This window comes from Fulvimonas yonginensis, from assembly GCF_037137055.1.
Lineage (GTDB): Bacteria > Pseudomonadota > Gammaproteobacteria > Xanthomonadales > Rhodanobacteraceae > Frateuria_A > Frateuria_A yonginensis.
This window is the reverse complement of record NZ_JBBBNY010000004.1, coordinates 18488-36118: the sequence shown is the minus strand read 5'-3', so window position 1 is coordinate 36118 and position 17631 is coordinate 18488. Positions and strand designations below refer to the sequence as shown.

Here is a 17631-nt window from a genome sequence, read left to right as displayed (position 1 = left end):
GCTTCCCGAGGAGGAACTGCTCCCGGGCACGAGGGGACGGCGCTGCGCCGGGGCCGGTCCTACCACGGGTTGCCGCCGAGCCAGTCCTCGAGGGTTGCCGCATCCAGCACGCCGGCGTGGCTGGCCAGCACCGTGCCGTCGGCGCCGAGCAGCACGCTGTAGGGAAGCACGCCCGCGGCGTCGCCGAGCTGCCGCGCGGTATCCGGCGGGTCCAGCCGGCCCAGCAGGACCGGGTAGTTGACCGGGTGCGCCTGCAGGTAGTCGCGCACGTTGTCCGGGCTGTCCATGGCGATGCCGAGCACGACCGGATGGCCGCCGCCGAAGCGCGCCTGTGCCGCCGCGAGCGCCGGCATCTCCCTGCGGCAGGGCCCGCACCAGCTGGCCCACAGGTTCACCAGCACGCGGCGCCCGGCGTACTCCGCCAGCGTGTGGGTGCGTCCGTCCAGGTCGGGCAGCGACAGCGACGGTGCCGGCCGGCCGGCCAGGTCCGGCCCGCGGCGTTCGCGCGCGGCGTGCTGCAGCCAGCCGCCCGCGGCGCCGGCGAGGACCGCCAGCGCCAGGATCAGCCAGGTGGCGCGGCTCATCATCTCAGCGCGCCGCCTCGGTCAGGGCCTGCTCGACCAGGCCGGCGGTGAGCACCGTCGGCAGCTTGCGCCCGTCGCCGCCGCCGCGCGGGAACACCACGTACAGCGGCACGCCGGGTGAGTGGTACTGCTCCAGGAAGGCGGCGATGGTCGGATTCACGTCGGTCCAGTCGCCCTTCATGTAGACCGTGCCGGTGCGCCGGAGCAGGTCGCGGAAGGCGGCCGTGTCGAGCACCGTGTGCTCGTTGGCCTTGCAGGTGACGCACCAGTCGGCGGTCATGTCGACGAACACCGGCGTGCCGGCGGCGCGCAGCTCGGCGAGCTTCTCCGGGCTGTAGGCGACCACGCCGTCGTCGGCCTGCGCGGCGCGCACCGGCGGCGGCAGCTGCGCCAGCGTGTAGAGCGGCGCCAGCACGCCAGCCAGCGCCACCAGCACCAGCGCGCGCGCGACCGGGCCACGACCGCGGCTGCGCTCGAACCACCACAGGGTGAGCGCCAGCAGTACCGCGGCGACCAGCAGCAGGCCCACCGCGTCGGCGCCGCGCTGGTTGGCCAGCACCCAGGCCAGCCAGGCGGCGGTGAGGTACATGGGGAAGGCGAGCAACTGCTTGAGCGTTTCCATCCAGCGCCCGGGGCGCGGCAGCAGCCGCGCCAGCGCCGGCACGAAACCGACCGCCAGGAACGGCAGCGCCAGCCCCAGCCCGAGCGCCAGGAACACCAGCAGCGCATGCCAGGCCGGTGCGGCGAAGGCGTAGGCCAGCGCGCTGCCCATGAACGGCGCGGTGCAGGGGCTAGCCACCACCACCGCCAGCACGCCGGTGAAGAAATCGCCGAGGGCGCCGCCGCGCGCGGCCAGGCCGGCGCCGGTGTTGCCCAGCGAGGCGCCGAACTGCACCAGCCCGGACATCGACAGGCCGACCGCCAGCATCACCAGCGCCAGCACGCCGACCAGCAGCGGCTGCTGCAGCTGCGTGCCCCAGCCCAGCGCGTGGCCGGCCGAACGCAGGGCGAGGATGCCCAGGCCCAGGGCGACGAAGCTCAGCAGCACGCCGGCCGTGTAGGCGATCGCATGGGCGCGGGCGTGCGCAGGGCTCTCGCCGCTCTCGAGCAGGCCGACCGCCTTGATCGACAGCACCGGCAGCACGCAGGGCATCAGGTTCAGCACCAGGCCGCCGGCGAAGGCGAGCAGCAGGGCGAACCACAGGCGGGCCTGCAGCGGCCCTTGCGCCGCGGCGACCGGCGGCGCCTCGGGCGCGGTGGCCGTGGGCGTGCCGGCGGCGGGCACGGCGGAGCCCAGTTCCACGTCCAGCGCGCGGGTCATCAGCGGATAGCACAGCCCGCCGTCCTGGCAGCCCTGGAAGCTGGCCTCCAGCACGAGCCGTCGCCGGCCGTCGAGGTCGCCCTCGACCGCCACCGGCAGTTCCAGCTGGCGGTAGTACACGGTGACCGTGCCGAAGTGCGGGTCGTCCTTGCGCGTGCCGGCGGGCCACTGCGGGGTGAGGGTCAGGCGGCTGTCGCCACGCACCTGCAGGCGGGTCTGGTCGCGGTACAGGTAATAGCCGTCCGGCATGCTCCAGCGCAGTAGCAGGTGGCGGGGGTCCTGTGCGACCGCCTCCAGCTTGAACGCCTGCTCCGCCGGCAGCGGCGCGCCCGCGGTGGCGCCCGCGCCGGCGCTGCCCAGCTGCCGCAAGGCGGAGCCGAGCGAACCGGCGGCCGCGGCGGCGCTCGCGGGAAGCGGCAGGTCGAGCTGCTCGGTGTGCGGCGGATAGCAGATCTTCGGCTCCACCTCGTGGCAGCCCTGGAACTGCACGCCGAGGCGCAGCCGGGTGGTGCCGGGCGCCACCGTGTAGGGCACGCTGGCGTCGATGGCGTGGTGGTAGATCTCCACGTCGCCCAGGTACTCGTCGTGGTGCTTCTCGCCGTCGGGGAAGCTCGGCTCGCCCAGCGTCACGCCGTCGGCCGGCTTGAACTTCATGCGGCCGCGGTAGAGGTAGTAGTCCGGCGCGATCTCCCAGTGCAGCTTGAGCACGCCCGGCGTGGAAGCATCGGCGGAGAGCCTGTAGGCCTCGGTGACCGGCAGCAGGCCGTCGTCTTCCTGCGCAAACGCGGGAAGGACGAACAGCAGGCCCAGCAGCAGGAGGGCGCGGGTGGCCAGTCGGCCGGGAAGCGTCGATCGCATCGTGGGGACCCTGTTGGGTTGGGGGTGATTATGGCGCAGTCGCGCGGGCAGGCCCGCGGGCTGCGGCCTTATGCCTGCGCGCGGCGGTGCGCACGGGCAGCAGGCCGGTGGTGAGCGCGACGCCGAGCAGGATCACCGCGCAGCCGCCGGCCATCGCCAGCGTCACCGGCTCGCGCAGGAACAGGGCGCCCCACAGCACGGCGAAGGCGGGGATCAGGTACAGCACGACCATGGTGCGCGCGGCGCCGATGCGACCGATCAGCCGGAAGAACAACACGTAGGCCACCGCCGTGCAGAGCACCGCAAGCCCCGTCAGGGCCAGCCACGCCCGCACGCCGGGCGCATGCGCCGGCCACAGCCACAGCGTGGTCGGCGCCAGCAGCAGTGCGGAGACGAACTGCCCGCCGGCGGCGGCCGTCAGCGGCGAGACCACCGGCAGGTAACGCTCGCTGTAGTGCGCCGTGAAGGCGTAGCAGGCCACCGCGCCCAGGCAGGCCGCGATCGCCCAGCCGCTGCCGGCGCCGGCATGGCCCGGCGAGCCGCTGCCGCCGATCAGCCACAGCACGCCGGCCAGCCCGACCAGCAGTCCGGCCAGGCGTGGCCGGTCCAGCTTCTCGCCCAGCCACAGCCAGCCCGATGCCGCCACCAGCAGCGGCGTGAGCGCGTCGAAGATCGCCGACAACCCGGCTGGCAGGCTGCGTGCCGCCAGCGAGAACAGCGCATAGGGCAGCGCCGCGTTGCTCACGCCGACCACCGTGATGGGCACGGCGTGTCGGCGCAGCTCGGCGCGCCGGTCGGCGGACGCCAGCAGCGGCAGGAAGCACAGCGCCGCGCCGAGCGCGCGCAGTCCGGCCAGCGCGAAGCCGCCGAAGTCCTGCGCGCCCATCCGCATGAACAGGAAGGAGCCGCCCCACAGGGCGCCGAGCAGCAGCAGCGCGCCGAGGTCCGAGCGTTTCATGGCGTCCTCCGGAGTGTGGCCGGAGGTCAGGCTAGGTGGTGCGGTGGTCTTGCAAAAGGACCACGACGAGGGAAATCTTCCGGTCCAATTCACGGCCAGAGCAACCATGCATCCGTTCGAGTTCCCGCTGGACCTGCCCGGGCGCGGCTCCCGGCAGCGGCTGCAGGCGCTGCACACGCAACTGCGCGCGGCGATCCTGGACGGCCGCCTGAAAAGCGGCTTGCGCCTGCCGGCCACGCGCGAGCTGGCCGTGGCCCTGGGGCTGTCGCGCAACACGGTGGTGGCGGCCTACGAGCGGCTGCTCAGCGAGGGCTACATCGAGCCGCGCCGCGGCGCCGGCCACTTCGTGGCGGCGCTGGGCGCGCCGCGTACGGGTACGCCCGTCGACGGCGCCGGGGTGGCTCACCGCCTGGCCGTGCCGTGGCGCGCCGCGCACGTCGCATCTCCCGCGGCGCCGGCGCTGGCGTACGACTTTCGCCTGGGCAGCCCCGACCCGGGCCTGTTTCCGTTCGACGTGTGGCGGCGACTGTCGATGCGCGCCTGGCGCAACGCCGCACGTACGGCGCTGGGCTACGACGCGCCGCAGGGGCGCCGGGCCCTGCGCGAGGCGATCGCCCGGCACGTGGCGTTCGCGCGTGCCGTGGCCTGCGGCGCGGACGACGTGGTGGTCACGTGCGGTGCGCAGCAGGCGTTCGACCTGCTGGCGCGCGTGCTGGTGACGCCGGGGCGCACCGTGGTGGCGGTGGAGGACCCGGGCTACCCGCCGCTGCGCGATGCCTTCGCCGCGGCCGGGGCGCGGGTGGTCGGCGTGCCGGTCGACGCCGAGGGCCTGCAGGTCGAGCGCCTGCCGGCGCAGGCGCGGGTCGTCTACGTGACGCCCTCGCACCAGTTCCCGCTCGGCGTGACACTGTCGCCGCAGCGCCGTGCCGCGTTGCTCGACTTCGCGCGCACGCACGGCGCCACGGTGATCGAAGACGACTACGACAGCGAATTCCGCTACGGCCAGCGGCCGCTGGAGGCGCTGCAGACGCTCGACCGCAGCGGCTCGGTCTGCTACGTGGGCACCTTCTCCAAGTGCCTGTTTCCCTCGCTGCGGCTGGGCTACGCGGTGGCGCCGCCGTGGCTGCGCCCGGCGCTGGTGCGGGCGCGTCAGCTGGCCGACGGCCACGGCGATCCGGTGGCGCAAGAGACGCTCGCCGCCTTCATCGCCGAAGGCCACCTGGCTCGCCACGTGCGCCGCATGCGACGGGTCTATGCGCAGCGGCGCGAGCAGTTGCTGCAGGCGCTGGCCCGTCATGGCCGTGGCCGCCTGGACGTCTGGCCGTCCGGCGCCGGGCTGCATCTGGCCGCCACCCTGCCGCGCGAGCGGGAGGCCGCGCGCGTCGCGGCACTGGCCGCCCGGGAAGACATCCAGCTGGAGGCGCTCGACGGCTACGCGCTGGGGCGCGTGCCGCCCAACGGGCTGGCCTTCGGCTACGGCCGCGTGGAGGCGGCGGACATCGACGCCGCCGTGCGGCGGCTCGCGCGGCTGCTGGACTGACACTGGCCCCCTTTTTTGCCGCGGATTGGCTCTTATGCCGGCGTCGGTCCCAGGCCAGCATGTGGCGGTCCCTCCCGCCACGGAACGCCCATGCGCACCCTGCTGCTGCTCTCCCTGCTGTTGCTTGCCACGTCGCTGTGGGCCGATTCGGGCCAGCAGCGCGCCGAAACCGCCGGCCGCGGGCTGGTCGGCACGCCGGCACCGGACCTGGTGCTCACCACCATCGACGGCAAGCGCATCGACCTGGCGCAGCTGTACGACAAAAAGGCGGTGTACCTGAAGTTCTGGGCCACCTGGTGCGTGCCCTGCCGCGAGCAGATGCCACATTTCGAGCGCACCTACGAGCGCGCGGGCGACGACCTGGCGGTGATCGCCATCGATGTCGGCTTCGAGGACAGCGTGGCGCAGGTGCGCCGGTACCGCCGCGAGATGGGCCTGAAGATGCCCATCGTGTTCGACACGGACGGCGCGCTGGGCCAGGCCTTCCATTTGCGCGTGACGCCGCAGCACGTCGTGATCGGCCGCGACGGGCGCATCGCCTACGTGGGGCACGAGGCCGATGCCAGGCTCGAGGCGGCGCTGGCGGCGGCACGGCGTGCCCCCGCGGCAGCGGTGGCGGGCGACCCGCTGCGGCCGGCGTCGACCAGGCCCGTCGAGCGCCTGCCGGCGCTGGCCATCCCGACGCTCGGCGGCGGCGTGTTCCGCCTGGGGGCGCCGCAGCCGACCGCGCTGGTGTTCCTCTCGCCCTGGTGCGAGAGCTACCTGGCGGCCAGCCGCCCGGCCTACGCCGCCGAGTGCCGCGCGATGCGCGAGCAGGTCACGGCACTGGCGCGCCGGCCCGGCGTGCGCTGGCTGGGCATCGCCTCGGGGCTGTGGGCGGACCCCGACGACCTGGCTGCCTGGCGCCGGCAGCACGCCATCGGCTGGCCGCTCGCGCTCGATGCGGACGGCGCGCTGTTCCGCCGCTTCGGCGTGATGCACGTGCCGACGGTGCTGCTCGCCGACGCGCAGGGGCGCATCGTGGCGCGGGTCGAGCAGCACGCGCAGCTGGCCGCCGCGGTGCGCGAGGTGGCGGCGCGCTGAGCGGCAACGGGCTCAGGCTTCCTCGACCGCCAGCCGCGGTGACGCGCGGCGCGGCCGGATCAAGCCCGTGGTGAGCGCCGTGCCCAGCAGGATCACCGCACAGCCGCCCAGCATCCGCAGGCTCACCGGCTCGCCCAGCAGCAGCACGCCCCACAGCACGCCGAAGGCGGGGATCAGGTACGGGATCACCATGATGCGCACGGCACCGACCCGCGCCAGCACCCAGAAGAACAGCACGTAGGCCAGTGCCGTGCACAGCACCGCCAGTCCCGCGGCTGCCAGCCAGGCCTGCAGCGGCGGCGAACGTTCCGGCCACGCCAGCAGCGTGGTCGGCAGCAGCGCGAGCGCGGCGACCATGTGGCTGCCCACCGTCACCACCAGCGGTGTCACGCCGTCCAGGCGCAGTCGCGTGTAGTGCACCGCATAGCCGTAGAGCACGGTGGCCGCGATGCAGGCGAGCAGCGCCAGGCCTGCGGCCGGTCCCAGCCCCAGGCTCCCTTCGGCCAGCCAGAGCACGCCGGCGAAACCCGCCAGCAGGCCGGCGCCGCGCCAGGCGTCCAGCCGCTGGCCCAGCCACAGCCAGCCGATCAGCGCGGCGAACATCGGCGTCATGCCGTCGATGATCGAGGCGGTCCCTGCGGTCAGGCTGTGCGTGGCGAAGGTGAACAGCGCGAAGGGCAGGGCCGAGTTGGTCAGGCCCACCACCGCGATCGGTTTCCAGTGCCGGCGCCATTCCGCCAGGCGTGGGCGCGAGGCCAGCAGCGGCAGGAAGCACAGCGCCGCGCCGATGGCGCGCAGCCCCGCCAGCGGCAGCGCGCCGAAGGCGCCCGCGCCCAGCCGCATGAACAGGAACGAGCCGCCCCAGAGGGCGCCGAGGGACAACAGCACGGCCAGGTCGATCTTCTTCATGGAGGCGGGCACGGGAGGGAAGGGCGCAGCTTGCCACTGCGGCACTGACAAGGGCTGTCAGCAGCCTTGCGCGCGACCGGCAGTGCCCTCGCGCACCCAGTCCAGGTAGGCCGCATGGCCGCGCTCGACCGGCACGGCGATCAGCTCGGGAAGCTCGTACGGGTGCAGCGCCAGCAGACGCTCGCGCAGCGCCTCGAAGCGCGCGGTCGTGGTCTTGATCAGCAGCAATTCCTCCCGGTCGGTGGTGACCGACCCCTGCCAGCGGTAGGTCGAGGCCACCCCGGACAGCCGGTTCACGCAGGCGGCCAGCCGTTCGCCGACCAGCGTCTCGGCGATGCGCTGGGCGCTATCGGCGTCGGGGCAGGTGCAGTAGCAGAGCAGGACGGGATCGGGCATGGCGCGGGATGGTAGCCGCTCTCCCGGTGGGAAGGCGGCAGGGAGCCGGCTGGACCCGGAGGGCGCTTCGATCCGTCGCGCCGACCGCACCCCGGACGGCGCCCGTGTCCTGGGAGCGCCGCCATCCGATCACCGACCCCTTGAAACGCCCGGCGCTTCCCCCCACCTGCTGCGCCATTCGCGCTCCGCCCCCTTGCAGAGGCCGGTCGCGTCACTACAATTGGCACTCACCGTCACCGAGTGCTAACAAGGACCCGGTGATCCTCACCCTCTTTCAACCCGAACTGCTGGAGCCATCCATGAGCAAACTGCGTCCGCTGCACGATCGCGTCATCGTCAAGCGCCTGGAAGAAGAGCGCGTCTCCGCCGGCGGCATCGTCATTCCGGACAGCGCGACCGAGAAGCCGACCCGCGGCAAGGTCGTCGCCGCCGGCACCGGTCGCATCCTGGAGGACGGCAAGGTCCGTCCGATGAGCCTGAAGGAAGGCGACGTGGTCCTGTTCGGCAAGTACGCCGGCCAGGAAATCAAGGTCGACGGCGAAGAACTGGTCTTCCTCAAGGAAGACGACATCGTCGCGGTGATCGAAGGCTGATCAGCCTCTCCCGCTCTCTCTCGCAATCCACCTACCGAATTTGAAGGATTAGACATATGGCAGCCAAAGAAGTCCGCTTCGGCGAAGACGCCCGCTCGCGCATCCTCAAGGGCGTGAACACCCTGGCCAACGCGGTCAAGGTCACCCTGGGCCCCAAGGGCCGCAACGTCGTGCTCGAGAAGAGCTTCGGCGCCCCGACGATCACCAAGGACGGCGTGTCCGTGGCCAAGGAGATCGAGCTGGCCGACAAGTACGAGAACCTCGGCGCGCAGATCGTCAAGGAAGCCGCCTCCAAGACCTCCGACGTCGCCGGCGACGGCACCACCACCGCCACCGTGCTGGCGCAGGCGTTCATCCGCGAGGGCCTGAAGGCCGTCGCCGCCGGCATCAACCCGATGGACCTCAAGCGCGGCATCGACAAGGCGGTCAACGCCGCCGTCGCCGAGCTGAAGAACCTGTCCAAGCCGACCGCCGACGACAAGGCGATCGCCCAGGTCGGCACCATCTCGGCCAATTCCGACGCGGCCATCGGCGAGATCATCGCCACCGCGATGAAGAAGGTCGGCAAGGAAGGCGTGATCACCGTCGAGGAAGGCTCGGGCCTGGAGAACGAGCTCGACGTCGTCGAGGGCATGCAGTTCGACCGCGGCTACCTGTCGCCGTACTTCATCAACAACCAGCAGAGCCAGCAGGTCGAGCTGGAGGATCCGTTCATCCTGCTGCACGACAAGAAGATCTCCAACGTGCGCGAGCTGCTGCCGATCCTCGAGGGCGTGGCCAAGGCCGGCAAGCCGCTGCTGATCGTCGCCGAGGAAGTCGAGGGTGAGGCGCTGGCCACGCTGGTGGTCAACACCATCCGCGGTATCGTCAAGGTCGCCGCCGTCAAGGCGCCGGGCTTCGGTGACCGCCGCAAGGCGATGCTGGAGGACATGGCCATCCTGACCAACGGCCAGGTGATCTCCGAGGAAGTGGGCCTGCAGCTGGAGAAGGCCACCATCCAGGACCTGGGCCGCGCCAAGAAGGTCGTGGTCACCAAGGAGAACACCACCATCATCGACGGCGCCGGCGAGGCGGAGAAGATCCAGTCGCGCATCAGCCAGATCAAGGCGCAGATCGAGGAAACCTCTTCCGACTACGACCGCGAGAAGCTGCAGGAGCGCGTGGCGAAGCTGGCCGGCGGCGTGGCCGTCATCAAGGTCGGTGCTGCCACCGAGGTCGAGATGAAGGAGAAGAAGGCGCGCGTCGAGGACGCCCTGCACGCCACCCGTGCGGCGGTCGAGGAGGGCGTGGTGCCGGGCGGCGGCGTCGCCCTGATCCGTGCGCTGAAGGCGCTGGAAGGCCTGAAGGGCGACAACGAGGACCAGAACCTCGGCATCGCGATCACCCGCCGCGCGCTGGAAGCGCCGCTGCGCGAGATCGTCTCCAATGCCGGCGAGGAGCCCTCGGTGATCGTCAACCGCGTCAAGGAAGGCCAGGGCAACTTCGGCTACAACGCCGCCACCGGCGAGTTCGGCGACATGGTGCAGCTGGGCATCCTGGACCCGACCAAGGTGACCCGTTCGGCGCTGCAGCACGCCTCCTCGGTCGCCGGCCTGGCCATCACCACCGAGGCGATGGTCGCCGAGCTGCCGAAGAAGGAAGAGCACAGCCACGCCGGCGCCGGTGCCGGCATGGGCGGCATGGGCGGCATGGACTTCTGAGTCCCCGCTTCCTGCCGGAATCCGAGAAAACCCCGCCTCGCGCGGGGTTTTCTTTTGCCCGCGGGGAGGCTGCCGCCCGCGTCCCCGCGGTAGGAGCGAGCTCCCTCGCGATGCTCTCGGCCTCCAGAACCGAGCAGCGGCACCGCGAGCAAGCTCGCTCCTACCGTCGGTCTTCCGACCGGGCCGCGGGCCTTCGGCCGGCACCTTCACCGCACGCGCGCAGCGCTGGGCCAGAATGTGCGGTCCCGTCCCCGAGGCGCCCCCATGCTTTTCCGCTGGTTCGAATCCCTGATCGATCCCTTCGAGGAGCCGGTCGACCGGATGCCGCCCCGCTCGGTCGGCCGCTTCTACCTGTTCTACCTGCGCCAGGCCTGGCCCGTGCTGGCTGCGGTGGTCGTGGTCGGCTTCTTCGTCTCGGTCATCGAGGTGTCGCTGTTCGCCTTCATCGGGCGGCTGGTCGACTTGGCCCGGAGCGCCGACGGCGCGGCGTTCTTCCGCCAGCACGGACGCGAGCTGTCGTGGATGGGCTTCGTCGCGCTGGTCGCGCGGCCGCTGTTCAACGCCCTGCACGACCTGCTGGTCAACCAGGCGATCGTGCCCAGCCTGACCAACCGCATCCGCTGGCAGAACCACCGCTGGGTGATCCGCCAGAGCCTGGGCTTCTTCCAGAACGACTTCGCCGGGCGCATCGCCCAGCGCATCATGCAGACCGGCGCCTCCCTGCGCGAATCGGCGGTGCAGATCGCCGACGCGATCTGGTACGTGGTGATCTACACCGGAAGCGCCATCGTGCTGTTCGCCCAGGCGGACGCCTGGCTGGCGGCGCCGCTGGTGCTGTGGCTGCTCGCCTACGTCGCCACGCTGGCCTACTTCGTGCCGCGCACCAAGGCGCGCTCGTGGCGCTCGTCCGAAGCACGCTCGAAGGTGATGGGGCGGATCGTCGACGGCTACAGCAACGTGCTGACGCTCAAGCTGTTCGCGCACACCCGCCGCGAGGAGGCCTACGTGCGCGAGGCGATGGGCGAACACGTCGAGCGCGCGCGCGGCATGACCCGTCTCACCACCGCGATGGACGCCACCATCACCACCCTCAACGGGTTCCTGATCGTCGGGACCTCCGGGCTGGCGTTGTGGCTGTGGAGCCGCGGGCAGGTGACGGTGGGCGCGATCGCGCTGTCCACCGGGCTGGTGATCCGTATCAACAACATGTCCGGCTGGATCATGTGGGTGGTCAACGGCATCTTCGAGAACGTCGGCACGGTGCAGGACGGGCTGACCACCATCGCGCAGCCGCGCACCGTGCAGGACGCGCCCGGCGCGCGGCCGCTGGAGGTGACCCGCGGCGAGGTGCGTTTCGAGGGCATCCACTTCCACTACGGCAAGGCCGGTGGCGTGATCGCCGGGCTCGACCTCACGGTCCGGCCGGGCGAGAAGATCGGTCTGGTCGGCCCGTCGGGTGCGGGCAAGTCGACCCTGGTCAACGTGCTGCTGCGGCTGTACGACCTGGAGGGCGGGCGCATCCTGATCGATGGGCAGGACATCGCCGCGGTCACCCAGGAAAGCCTGCGCTCGCAGATCGGCGTGGTCACCCAGGACACCTCGCTGCTGCATCGCTCGATCCGCGACAACCTGCTGTACGGCCGGCCCGACGCCAGCGAAGCGCAGGTCGCCGAGGCGGTGCGCAAGGCGCGCGCGGACGAGTTCATTCCCGAACTGGTCGACGGCGAGGGCCGGCGCGGCTACGACGCGCACGTGGGCGAGCGCGGCGTGAAGCTCTCCGGTGGCCAGCGCCAGCGCATCGCGATCGCGCGCGTGCTGCTCAAGGACGCGCCGATCCTGATCCTGGACGAGGCCACCAGCGCGCTGGACTCCGAGGCGGAGGCGGCGATCCAGGATAGCCTCGACCTGCTGATGCAAGACAAGACGGTGATCGCCATCGCGCATCGCCTGTCCACCATCGCGCGCATGGACCGGCTGGTGGTGCTGGACAAGGGACGCATCGTCGAAAGCGGCACGCACGCGCAACTGATCGAACGCGGCGGCCTGTACGCCCGGTTGTGGGAGCGCCAGACCGGCGGCTTCGTCGCCGTGGAGGCATAAAAAGGAGCCCCGCGAACGGGGCTCCGGCGTCCCTGCAGGGTGGGCGTCAATGCCCGTGCGCGTCGGCCTTGGCGCGCACTCTCGCGTCGGCCCCCACCGAACTCCCGGTGGCGGTGCGGTGGACGGTGTCGCCGACCGAGCCGGCCGTTCGGTCGGCGCTGTCGATGGCCGAGTGCGCCGTGTCGCTGACCTGGTCGCCGATACCGCGCGAGGTGCCGGCGGCCTGGTCCATGGCTGCGCCGGCGTTCACGCCCGCGTCGAGATGCGCGCCGGTGCCGGCATGCGCGTGCGTGTCGCCGGCGCCGGCGCGGGCCGATCCGCCGGCATCCGCATCGACGTCGGCGCGACCGTGGCGCTCGACGGTGGTGCGGGAGCGGTCGGTCGCCTTGTGGGCGGTGTGGCGGGTACGCCGGTCCAGGCGATCCAGCGACTGGCCGGCGCGGGTATCCAACTGGCCGGCACCGTGCATCGCCCCGTTGAGTGCGCCACCGGCACCGGCGGTGAGCCCGCCGCCGGCGTGGCCGGCGCCGCCGAGGCTGACCTGTGCGAACGCGGGCAGGCTGAGTGCGCTGGCACCGATGAAGGCAGCGAGTAGGGTCTTGCGCATGGGATGCCCTCCTTTCGAGTGGTGCCGCGGATTCGTTCCGCGGACGCCACGACCCTAGGCGAGCCTGCCCGACCTCAATCTGAATACGCCCCTGTCCGCTTAAGCGGCCGGACAGCTGGCTGAACCGCCTCCCGTCCACAACGCGTGAACGCCCCCGGCGCCCGGCCCCGGGCAGGCGCCGTGGCGCTCAGGGACGCACGCCGTGGGTCGCCGTCACTGCCGAGGGCGCGTCGCTGCCGGCGTAGCGGTCGGCGGCAGCGGTCGGCTCGAGCCCGAGCAGCAGGCCGTCGAGTTTGCCTTTCAGGCGCAGCATGGCGACGCTGGCCATGTCGTGGTCGATCACCTTCTGCTCGGCGGTCAATTCCGGCTGCGGTGCGCCGGGAGCACGGGTGAGCGCGGCCAGCTGTGGCGCCAGCACCTGGGTCAGCGCGAAGTAGGGGTCGTCGTGGATGCCGGCATGCTCGAGCAGCTTGCCCGGCAGCATCCACGAGGCCAGGCTCTGCTGCTCCGGCTTGCCGGGATTGCGCGGGTCGAGCAGCAGCCACACCCCCGGCTCGCTCAGCATGTCGCCGCCATCTGTGAAGCCGGTGGCGTTGAAGCTGTTGGTGAGCGCGGGCAGGTGGTCGCCGTAGAACAGCAGCAGGGTCGGCCGCCCGCGCTGGGCCAGCAGCCGCGCCAGACGCCCCAGCTCGGCATCGGCGTGCCGGGCGTGGTACAGGTAGGTCTGCAGTTCCAGCCTGTCGCGCTCGGCCAGCCCCGCCGGCACCGGGATGGCGTCGCGCTCGGCGGTGTCCGCCGGCGGCACGTCGTACGGGCCGTGCGCCTCGATGCTGATCGCGAACAGGAACTGCGGCGGGCCGGCATCCTTGAGCTGCGCCATGATCTCGTCGGTCATCGCGCTGTCGGCCATGTACTTGCCGTCGTTGGGCGCGTCCTTGGGGAACGACGAGCGCGAGACGAAGCGGTCGAAGCCGATCGCCCGGAACGCGGCGGTGCGGTTCCAGAACGCCGGGTCGTTGCCGTGGATGGCGGTGGTGGTGTAGCCGTGCGCGCGCAGCGTGCGCACCAGGCTCGGCACCACCTTCTGGTTGAGCGTCAGGTAGGGGAACTGCAGCTCGTCGAAATAGCGCAGCGAGAGTCCGGTGAGTACCTCGAACTCGGTGCGGATGGTGCCGCCGCCGAAGGTGGGCACGTGCAGCGGGCCGCTCAGGCCCTGCTTCTCCAGCCGGTGCAGGTTGGGGGTGAAGCGGTTGTCCTCGTAGCCGCGCATGATCGCCGGGTCGAAGAACGACTCGCTCTGCACCACCACGATGTCCGGCCGCTCGTCGCCCGCCGGCGCCGCGTCCAGGCGCGCCTGCAGGGCCTGGCGGGTCTGCGCGATGAGCGCCTTGGCAGCGGCCGGGTCGGCCTTGTGCTGGCCGTGGCCGTACTGCAGGTGGAACAGCAGCAGCGAGCTGACCAGGCCCGAGTGGTTCGCGGTGACGGTCGGCGACCAGGGCTCGAGCCACAGCACGCGCGCGTTGTACACGCGCGACCAGACGGTCAGGCCGCCGAGCAGGCTGAACAGCAGCAGCGCGGTGATGCTGCCGGCCAGCAGCCGCTTGCCGTGCGTGCGCCGCGGAAACAGCGGCGGCTCCAGCCGCCACAGCGCCACGACCAACGCCACGCCGGCGATCAGGCCCAGGTAGGGCCACGGACTGTGCGGCAGGTAGCCCAGCAGCACGTGCGCGCCGCCCTTGCGCAGCTGGTCCACCATCAGGAAGTCCGCCGGCATCAGCGGGTTGCCCAGGTTCGCCACCTTCAGGCCGTTGACCACGTAGACCAGGCCCTGGGCCAGGAACACCAGGCCGAAGGAGAACAGCAGGCGCCGCGTCAGCGCCAGCAGCAGCCAGGCCGCCAGCAGGCCGGGCAGCGCATTGGCCAGCGGGTAGCGCGCCTGGTCGAAGATGCGCAGCGGCGTCACGCCCACGCCCCCATCCACCAGGCCGGTCAGCAGTACGAAGGCCAGGCTCATCAGCACCACGGCTGCGATGCGTTCGGCGAGTGCGCGTCCGCGCGGAGCGGTGGTTGGATTCGGCTGGGGCATGTCGTCCGCCGGCTGTCACGTGAGGGGAAGGTGACTGTAATCGGACGGAAATGAATCATGTGTTCGCCCGCCGGGGGCGGTTGCTGGCGGTTCATGCGTGTCCCGCTGCGGCACAATGGCCGGATGAGCGTCCCCGAAAGCCCCGCGCTGCGCGCGCTGATCGACGACCGCTACGCCGAACTCGCCGCGCGCTGCCGCGCCGCCGGCGTGGCGCTGCACGACGACGCCGGCGTGGCCGAGCGCATCCGCCGCACCCTCGCCGCCAGCGATTTCGCTTTCGAGGTCTGGCGGCGGCAGCCGCAGTTGCTCGCGCCGGCGGGGCTGGAGCGCCTGCGCACCGGCGGCGACGCCGCCTCGCGCGTCGGCGCGCTGGCGCTGCCGCCGGACGAGTCCGCGACGCTCGCCGCGCTGCGACGGTTCCGCCATGCCGAAGCGCTGCGGCTGGTGTTCCGCGACGTCAACGGGCTGGACGACCTGGCGGAGACCCTGTCCGCCACCAGCGTGCTCTACGAATCGCTGCTGGGCGTGGCGCTGGACTGGTCCGAGCGCGCGCTGGCGGCGCGCTACGGCCACGCGCGCAGCGCCGACGGCACGCTGCAGCGGCTGGTGGTGATCGGCTTCGGCAAGCTCGGTGGCGCCGAACTCAACTTCTCCTCCGACATCGACCTGGTGCTGGCCTACCCGCAGGGCGGCCAGAGCGACGGCGCGCGGGCGCTGGACAACAGCGAATACTTCGTGCGCCTGGGCCGCCAGCTGGTGCGCCTGCTCAACGAGCCCACCGACGACGGGCTGTGTGCGCGCGTCGACCTGCGCCTGCGCCCGTTCGGCAACGCCGGGCGGCTGGCGCTCTCCTTCGCCGCGATGGAGCAGTACTACCAGAGCGAGGGCCGCGACTGGGAGCGCTACGCCTGGATCAAGGCCCGTCCGGTCGCCGGCGACCGCGCCGCGGGCAAGCAGCTGCAGGACCTGCTGCGCCCGTTCGTCTACCGCAAGTACCTGGACTACACCGCGTTCGCCGGCCTGCGCGAGATGAAGGCGCTGATCGATGCCGAAGTCGCGCGCAAGGACCTGGCCGACAACCTCAAGCTCGGTCCCGGCGGCATCCGCGAGATCGAGTTCATCGTGCAGCTCACCCAGCTGATCCGCGGCGGGCGCGAGCCCTCGCTGCGCGTGCGCGGCCTGTTGCCGGCGCTGGCCGCCTGCGAGGCACGCGGCCACATCGCCGCGGCCCGCGCCAAGGCGTTGCGCGAGGCCTACCGTTGCCTGCGCCACGTCGAGAACCGCGTGCAGATGCTGCGCGACGCGCAGACCCACGACCTGCCGGAGGATGTGCTCAGCCGCGAGCGCATCGCGCGCGGGCTCGGCTACGCGGACTGGCCGTCGCTGGAGGCCGAGCTCGCGCGCCACCGTGCCGTGGTGAGCGAGCAGTTCGCCGACGTGCTGGTCCCCGCCGGCGGCCCGGCCGCGCGCGTGGCGGTGGCCGACGCGACACTGTGGCAGCAGGCGCTCGCCGCCGCGTCCGAGGCCGACACGCTGGAGGCGGCCGGCTTCGTGCCGGGCGCCGAGGCTGCCGACGCGCTGGCCAAGCTGCCGCAGGCCGCCTCGGTGCGCGCCATGTCGCCGCGCTCGCGCGAGCAGCTCGACCGCCTGATGCCGCACCTGATCGCCGCCGCGCGCGCCAGCGCCGCGCCGCTGCCGTGCCTGCTGCGGCTGTGCCGGCTGGTACAGGCGGTGGCCCGGCGCTCCTCCTACCTGGCGCTGCTGGAGGAACAGCCCGCGGCGCGGGCGCGCCTGGCCCGCCTGTTCGCCGAGAGCGCCTTCCTGGCCGAGCGGGTGATCGCCCAGCCGCTGCTGCTCGACGACGTGCTGGACCCGCGTATCGAACAACTGCCGCTCAAGCGCGCCGACATCAGCGCGGAGATCGTCCGCGTGCTGGCCACGCTGGACGAGCGCGAGGCCGAGGCGGAGCTCGACCGCATCAACGAGTTCAAGGCCAGCATCGCCTTCCGGCTGGGCCTGGCCTTCAATGACGGCCGCGCCGACGCGGTCGCCACCGCGCGGCGGCTCGCCGCGCTGGCCGAGTCGGTGGTCGGCGCGGTCACCGCGCTGGCCGAGCGCGAACTCGCCGCCCAGCACGGCCGGTTGCCGGGCGAGGGCTCGGGTTTCGCCGTGCTCGGTTACGGCAGCCTGGGCGGCGAGGAGCTGGGCTTCGCCTCCGACCTCGACCTGGTGTTCGTCTACGACGGCGAGCGGGCGCGGGCCTCCAGCGACGGCGCGCGGCCGCTGGAGGGCGTGCGCTGGTACCAGCGCCTGGCCCAGCGCGTGATGAACTGGCTCACTCTGCTGACCCGCGCCGGCCGGCTGTACGAAGTGGATACGCGGCTGCGTCCCGACGGCTCCAAGGGCCTGCTGGTCAGCAGCCTGGAGGCTTTCGCGGCCTACCAGCGCAGCAGGGCCTGGACCTGGGAGCACCAGGCCCTGCTGCGCGCCCGCCTGGTCGCCGGCGACGCGGCCCTCGGCACCGCCCTCGCCGAGGTGCGGCGCGAGGTGCTGGCGGTGCCACGCGAGGCCGCTGCGGTGCAGGCGGACGTGAGCCGCATGCGGCGGCGCTGGCGCGCCGAACGCGACCGCTCCGACGCGGCCCGGCTGGACCTCAAGCAGGGCCACGGCGCGCTGCTGGACATCGAGTTCGCGCTGCAGGGCCTGGTGCTGGCGCACGCGGCGGTCCATCCCCTGCTGCTGGCCGCCACTGCCAACGCCCGGCTGATCGAAGCCTGCCAGCGTGCGGGCCTGCTCGACGGGGAGGGGGTCCAAGACATGGCGGAAGGAAAAACCACAGGGCTTTACAACGCGATGGGCCGCACGACGGGCCCTTCCACGCGCGCGTACCCCCCAT

13 protein-coding genes are annotated in these 17631 nt (G+C 72.3%); 6 read left to right on the top strand and 7 right to left on the bottom strand.

Annotation, left to right across the window (positions count from 1 at the left end; genetic code table 11):
* Positions 1-59: 59 nt before the first annotated feature.
* Genes WAT24_RS07775 through WAT24_RS07765 form a run of 3 tightly spaced genes read right to left on the bottom strand, consistent with a single transcriptional unit; the run spans position 60 to position 3721 of the window.
* Positions 60-584, bottom strand: a complete 525-nt coding sequence (locus tag WAT24_RS07775) for a TlpA family protein disulfide reductase (RefSeq protein WP_336807277.1) — start codon at positions 582-584, stop codon at positions 60-62.
* A 4-nt stretch (positions 585-588) separates the two neighbouring features.
* Positions 589-2763 (bottom strand): protein-disulfide reductase DsbD family protein, encoded by a 2175-nt coding sequence (locus WAT24_RS07770; RefSeq protein ID WP_336807276.1) that lies wholly within the window; start codon positions 2761-2763, stop codon positions 589-591.
* A gap of 28 nt (positions 2764-2791) precedes the next feature.
* On the bottom strand, positions 2792-3721 hold the full coding sequence (locus tag WAT24_RS07765; protein WP_336807275.1) for a DMT family transporter: 930 nt from the start codon (positions 3719-3721) through the stop codon (positions 2792-2794).
* 106 nt (positions 3722-3827) lie between these two features.
* Between WAT24_RS07765 and pdxR the strand changes: the two genes are divergently transcribed.
* Positions 3828-5261 carry a MocR-like pyridoxine biosynthesis transcription factor PdxR gene (pdxR, locus tag WAT24_RS07760; protein WP_336807274.1) on the top strand — a complete coding sequence of 478 codons (1434 nt, stop codon included), beginning with the start codon at positions 3828-3830 and terminating at the stop codon, positions 5259-5261.
* Positions 5262-5351: 90 nt separating this feature from the next.
* Positions 5352-6344, top strand: coding sequence for a TlpA family protein disulfide reductase (locus WAT24_RS07755; protein ID WP_336807273.1), 993 nt, complete (start codon positions 5352-5354; stop codon positions 6342-6344).
* Between the two features lie 12 nt (positions 6345-6356).
* On the opposite strand, the gene WAT24_RS07750 is transcribed toward WAT24_RS07755, so the two are convergent.
* Positions 6357-7253, bottom strand: a complete 897-nt coding sequence (locus WAT24_RS07750) for a DMT family transporter (RefSeq protein ID WP_336807272.1) — start codon at positions 7251-7253, stop codon at positions 6357-6359.
* Positions 7254-7310: 57 nt separating this feature from the next.
* Entirely contained in the window at positions 7311-7649 is a 339-nt protein-coding gene (gene cutA, locus WAT24_RS07745; RefSeq protein ID WP_336807271.1) for a divalent-cation tolerance protein CutA, read from the bottom strand.
* A 299-nt stretch (positions 7650-7948) separates the two neighbouring features.
* Here cutA and groES point away from each other — a divergent pair, with 299 nt between their 5' ends.
* From groES to WAT24_RS07730, 3 genes are all read left to right on the top strand, one after another.
* Positions 7949-8242: a co-chaperone GroES gene (groES, locus tag WAT24_RS07740; protein WP_336807269.1), complete on the top strand. Its 294-nt coding sequence runs from the start codon at positions 7949-7951 to the stop codon at positions 8240-8242.
* 56 nt (positions 8243-8298) lie between these two features.
* On the top strand, positions 8299-9942 hold the full coding sequence (groL, locus tag WAT24_RS07735; RefSeq protein ID WP_336807268.1) for a chaperonin GroEL: 1644 nt from the start codon (positions 8299-8301) through the stop codon (positions 9940-9942).
* 264 nt (positions 9943-10206) lie between these two features.
* Complete coding sequence (locus tag WAT24_RS07730; RefSeq protein ID WP_336807267.1) at positions 10207-12042, top strand: ABC transporter ATP-binding protein; 1836 nt, start codon at positions 10207-10209, stop codon at positions 12040-12042.
* A 46-nt stretch (positions 12043-12088) separates the two neighbouring features.
* On the opposite strand, the gene WAT24_RS07725 is transcribed toward WAT24_RS07730, so the two are convergent.
* Together WAT24_RS07725 and WAT24_RS07720 are read right to left on the bottom strand one after the other, a co-directional pair.
* Positions 12089-12649, bottom strand: coding sequence for a hypothetical protein (locus WAT24_RS07725; RefSeq protein WP_336807266.1), 561 nt, complete (start codon positions 12647-12649; stop codon positions 12089-12091).
* Positions 12650-12836: 187 nt separating this feature from the next.
* The gene (locus WAT24_RS07720) at positions 12837-14735 is read right to left on the bottom strand and encodes an LTA synthase family protein (protein ID WP_336807265.1); all 1899 of its coding nucleotides are present in this window, start codon (positions 14733-14735) and stop codon (positions 12837-12839) included.
* Positions 14736-14858: 123 nt separating this feature from the next.
* Between WAT24_RS07720 and glnE the strand changes: the two genes are divergently transcribed.
* On the top strand, positions 14859-17631 hold a 2773-nt coding region (glnE, locus tag WAT24_RS07715; RefSeq protein WP_336807264.1), incomplete at its 3' end, for a bifunctional [glutamate--ammonia ligase]-adenylyl-L-tyrosine phosphorylase/[glutamate--ammonia-ligase] adenylyltransferase.

Bases quoted from the DNA above. Each gene is read 5' to 3' on its own strand.
- WAT24_RS07775 (WP_336807277.1), bottom strand. From the start codon at position 584: ATGAGCCGCGCCACCTGGCTGATCCTGGCGCTGGCGGTCCTCGCCGGC.
- WAT24_RS07770 (WP_336807276.1), bottom strand. From the start codon at position 2,763: ATGCGATCGACGCTTCCCGGCCGACTGGCCACCCGCGCCCTCCTGCTG.
- WAT24_RS07765 (WP_336807275.1), bottom strand. From the start codon at position 3,721: ATGAAACGCTCGGACCTCGGCGCGCTGCTGCTGCTCGGCGCCCTGTGG.
- pdxR (WP_336807274.1), top strand. From the start codon at position 3,828: ATGCATCCGTTCGAGTTCCCGCTGGACCTGCCCGGGCGCGGCTCCCGG.
- WAT24_RS07755 (WP_336807273.1), top strand. From the start codon at position 5,352: ATGCGCACCCTGCTGCTGCTCTCCCTGCTGTTGCTTGCCACGTCGCTG.
- WAT24_RS07750 (WP_336807272.1), bottom strand. From the start codon at position 7,253: ATGAAGAAGATCGACCTGGCCGTGCTGTTGTCCCTCGGCGCCCTCTGG.
- cutA (WP_336807271.1), bottom strand. From the start codon at position 7,649: ATGCCCGATCCCGTCCTGCTCTGCTACTGCACCTGCCCCGACGCCGAT.
- groES (WP_336807269.1), top strand. From the start codon at position 7,949: ATGAGCAAACTGCGTCCGCTGCACGATCGCGTCATCGTCAAGCGCCTG.
- groL (WP_336807268.1), top strand. From the start codon at position 8,299: ATGGCAGCCAAAGAAGTCCGCTTCGGCGAAGACGCCCGCTCGCGCATC.
- WAT24_RS07730 (WP_336807267.1), top strand. From the start codon at position 10,207: ATGCTTTTCCGCTGGTTCGAATCCCTGATCGATCCCTTCGAGGAGCCG.
- WAT24_RS07725 (WP_336807266.1), bottom strand. From the start codon at position 12,649: ATGCGCAAGACCCTACTCGCTGCCTTCATCGGTGCCAGCGCACTCAGC.
- WAT24_RS07720 (WP_336807265.1), bottom strand. From the start codon at position 14,735: ATGCCCCAGCCGAATCCAACCACCGCTCCGCGCGGACGCGCACTCGCC.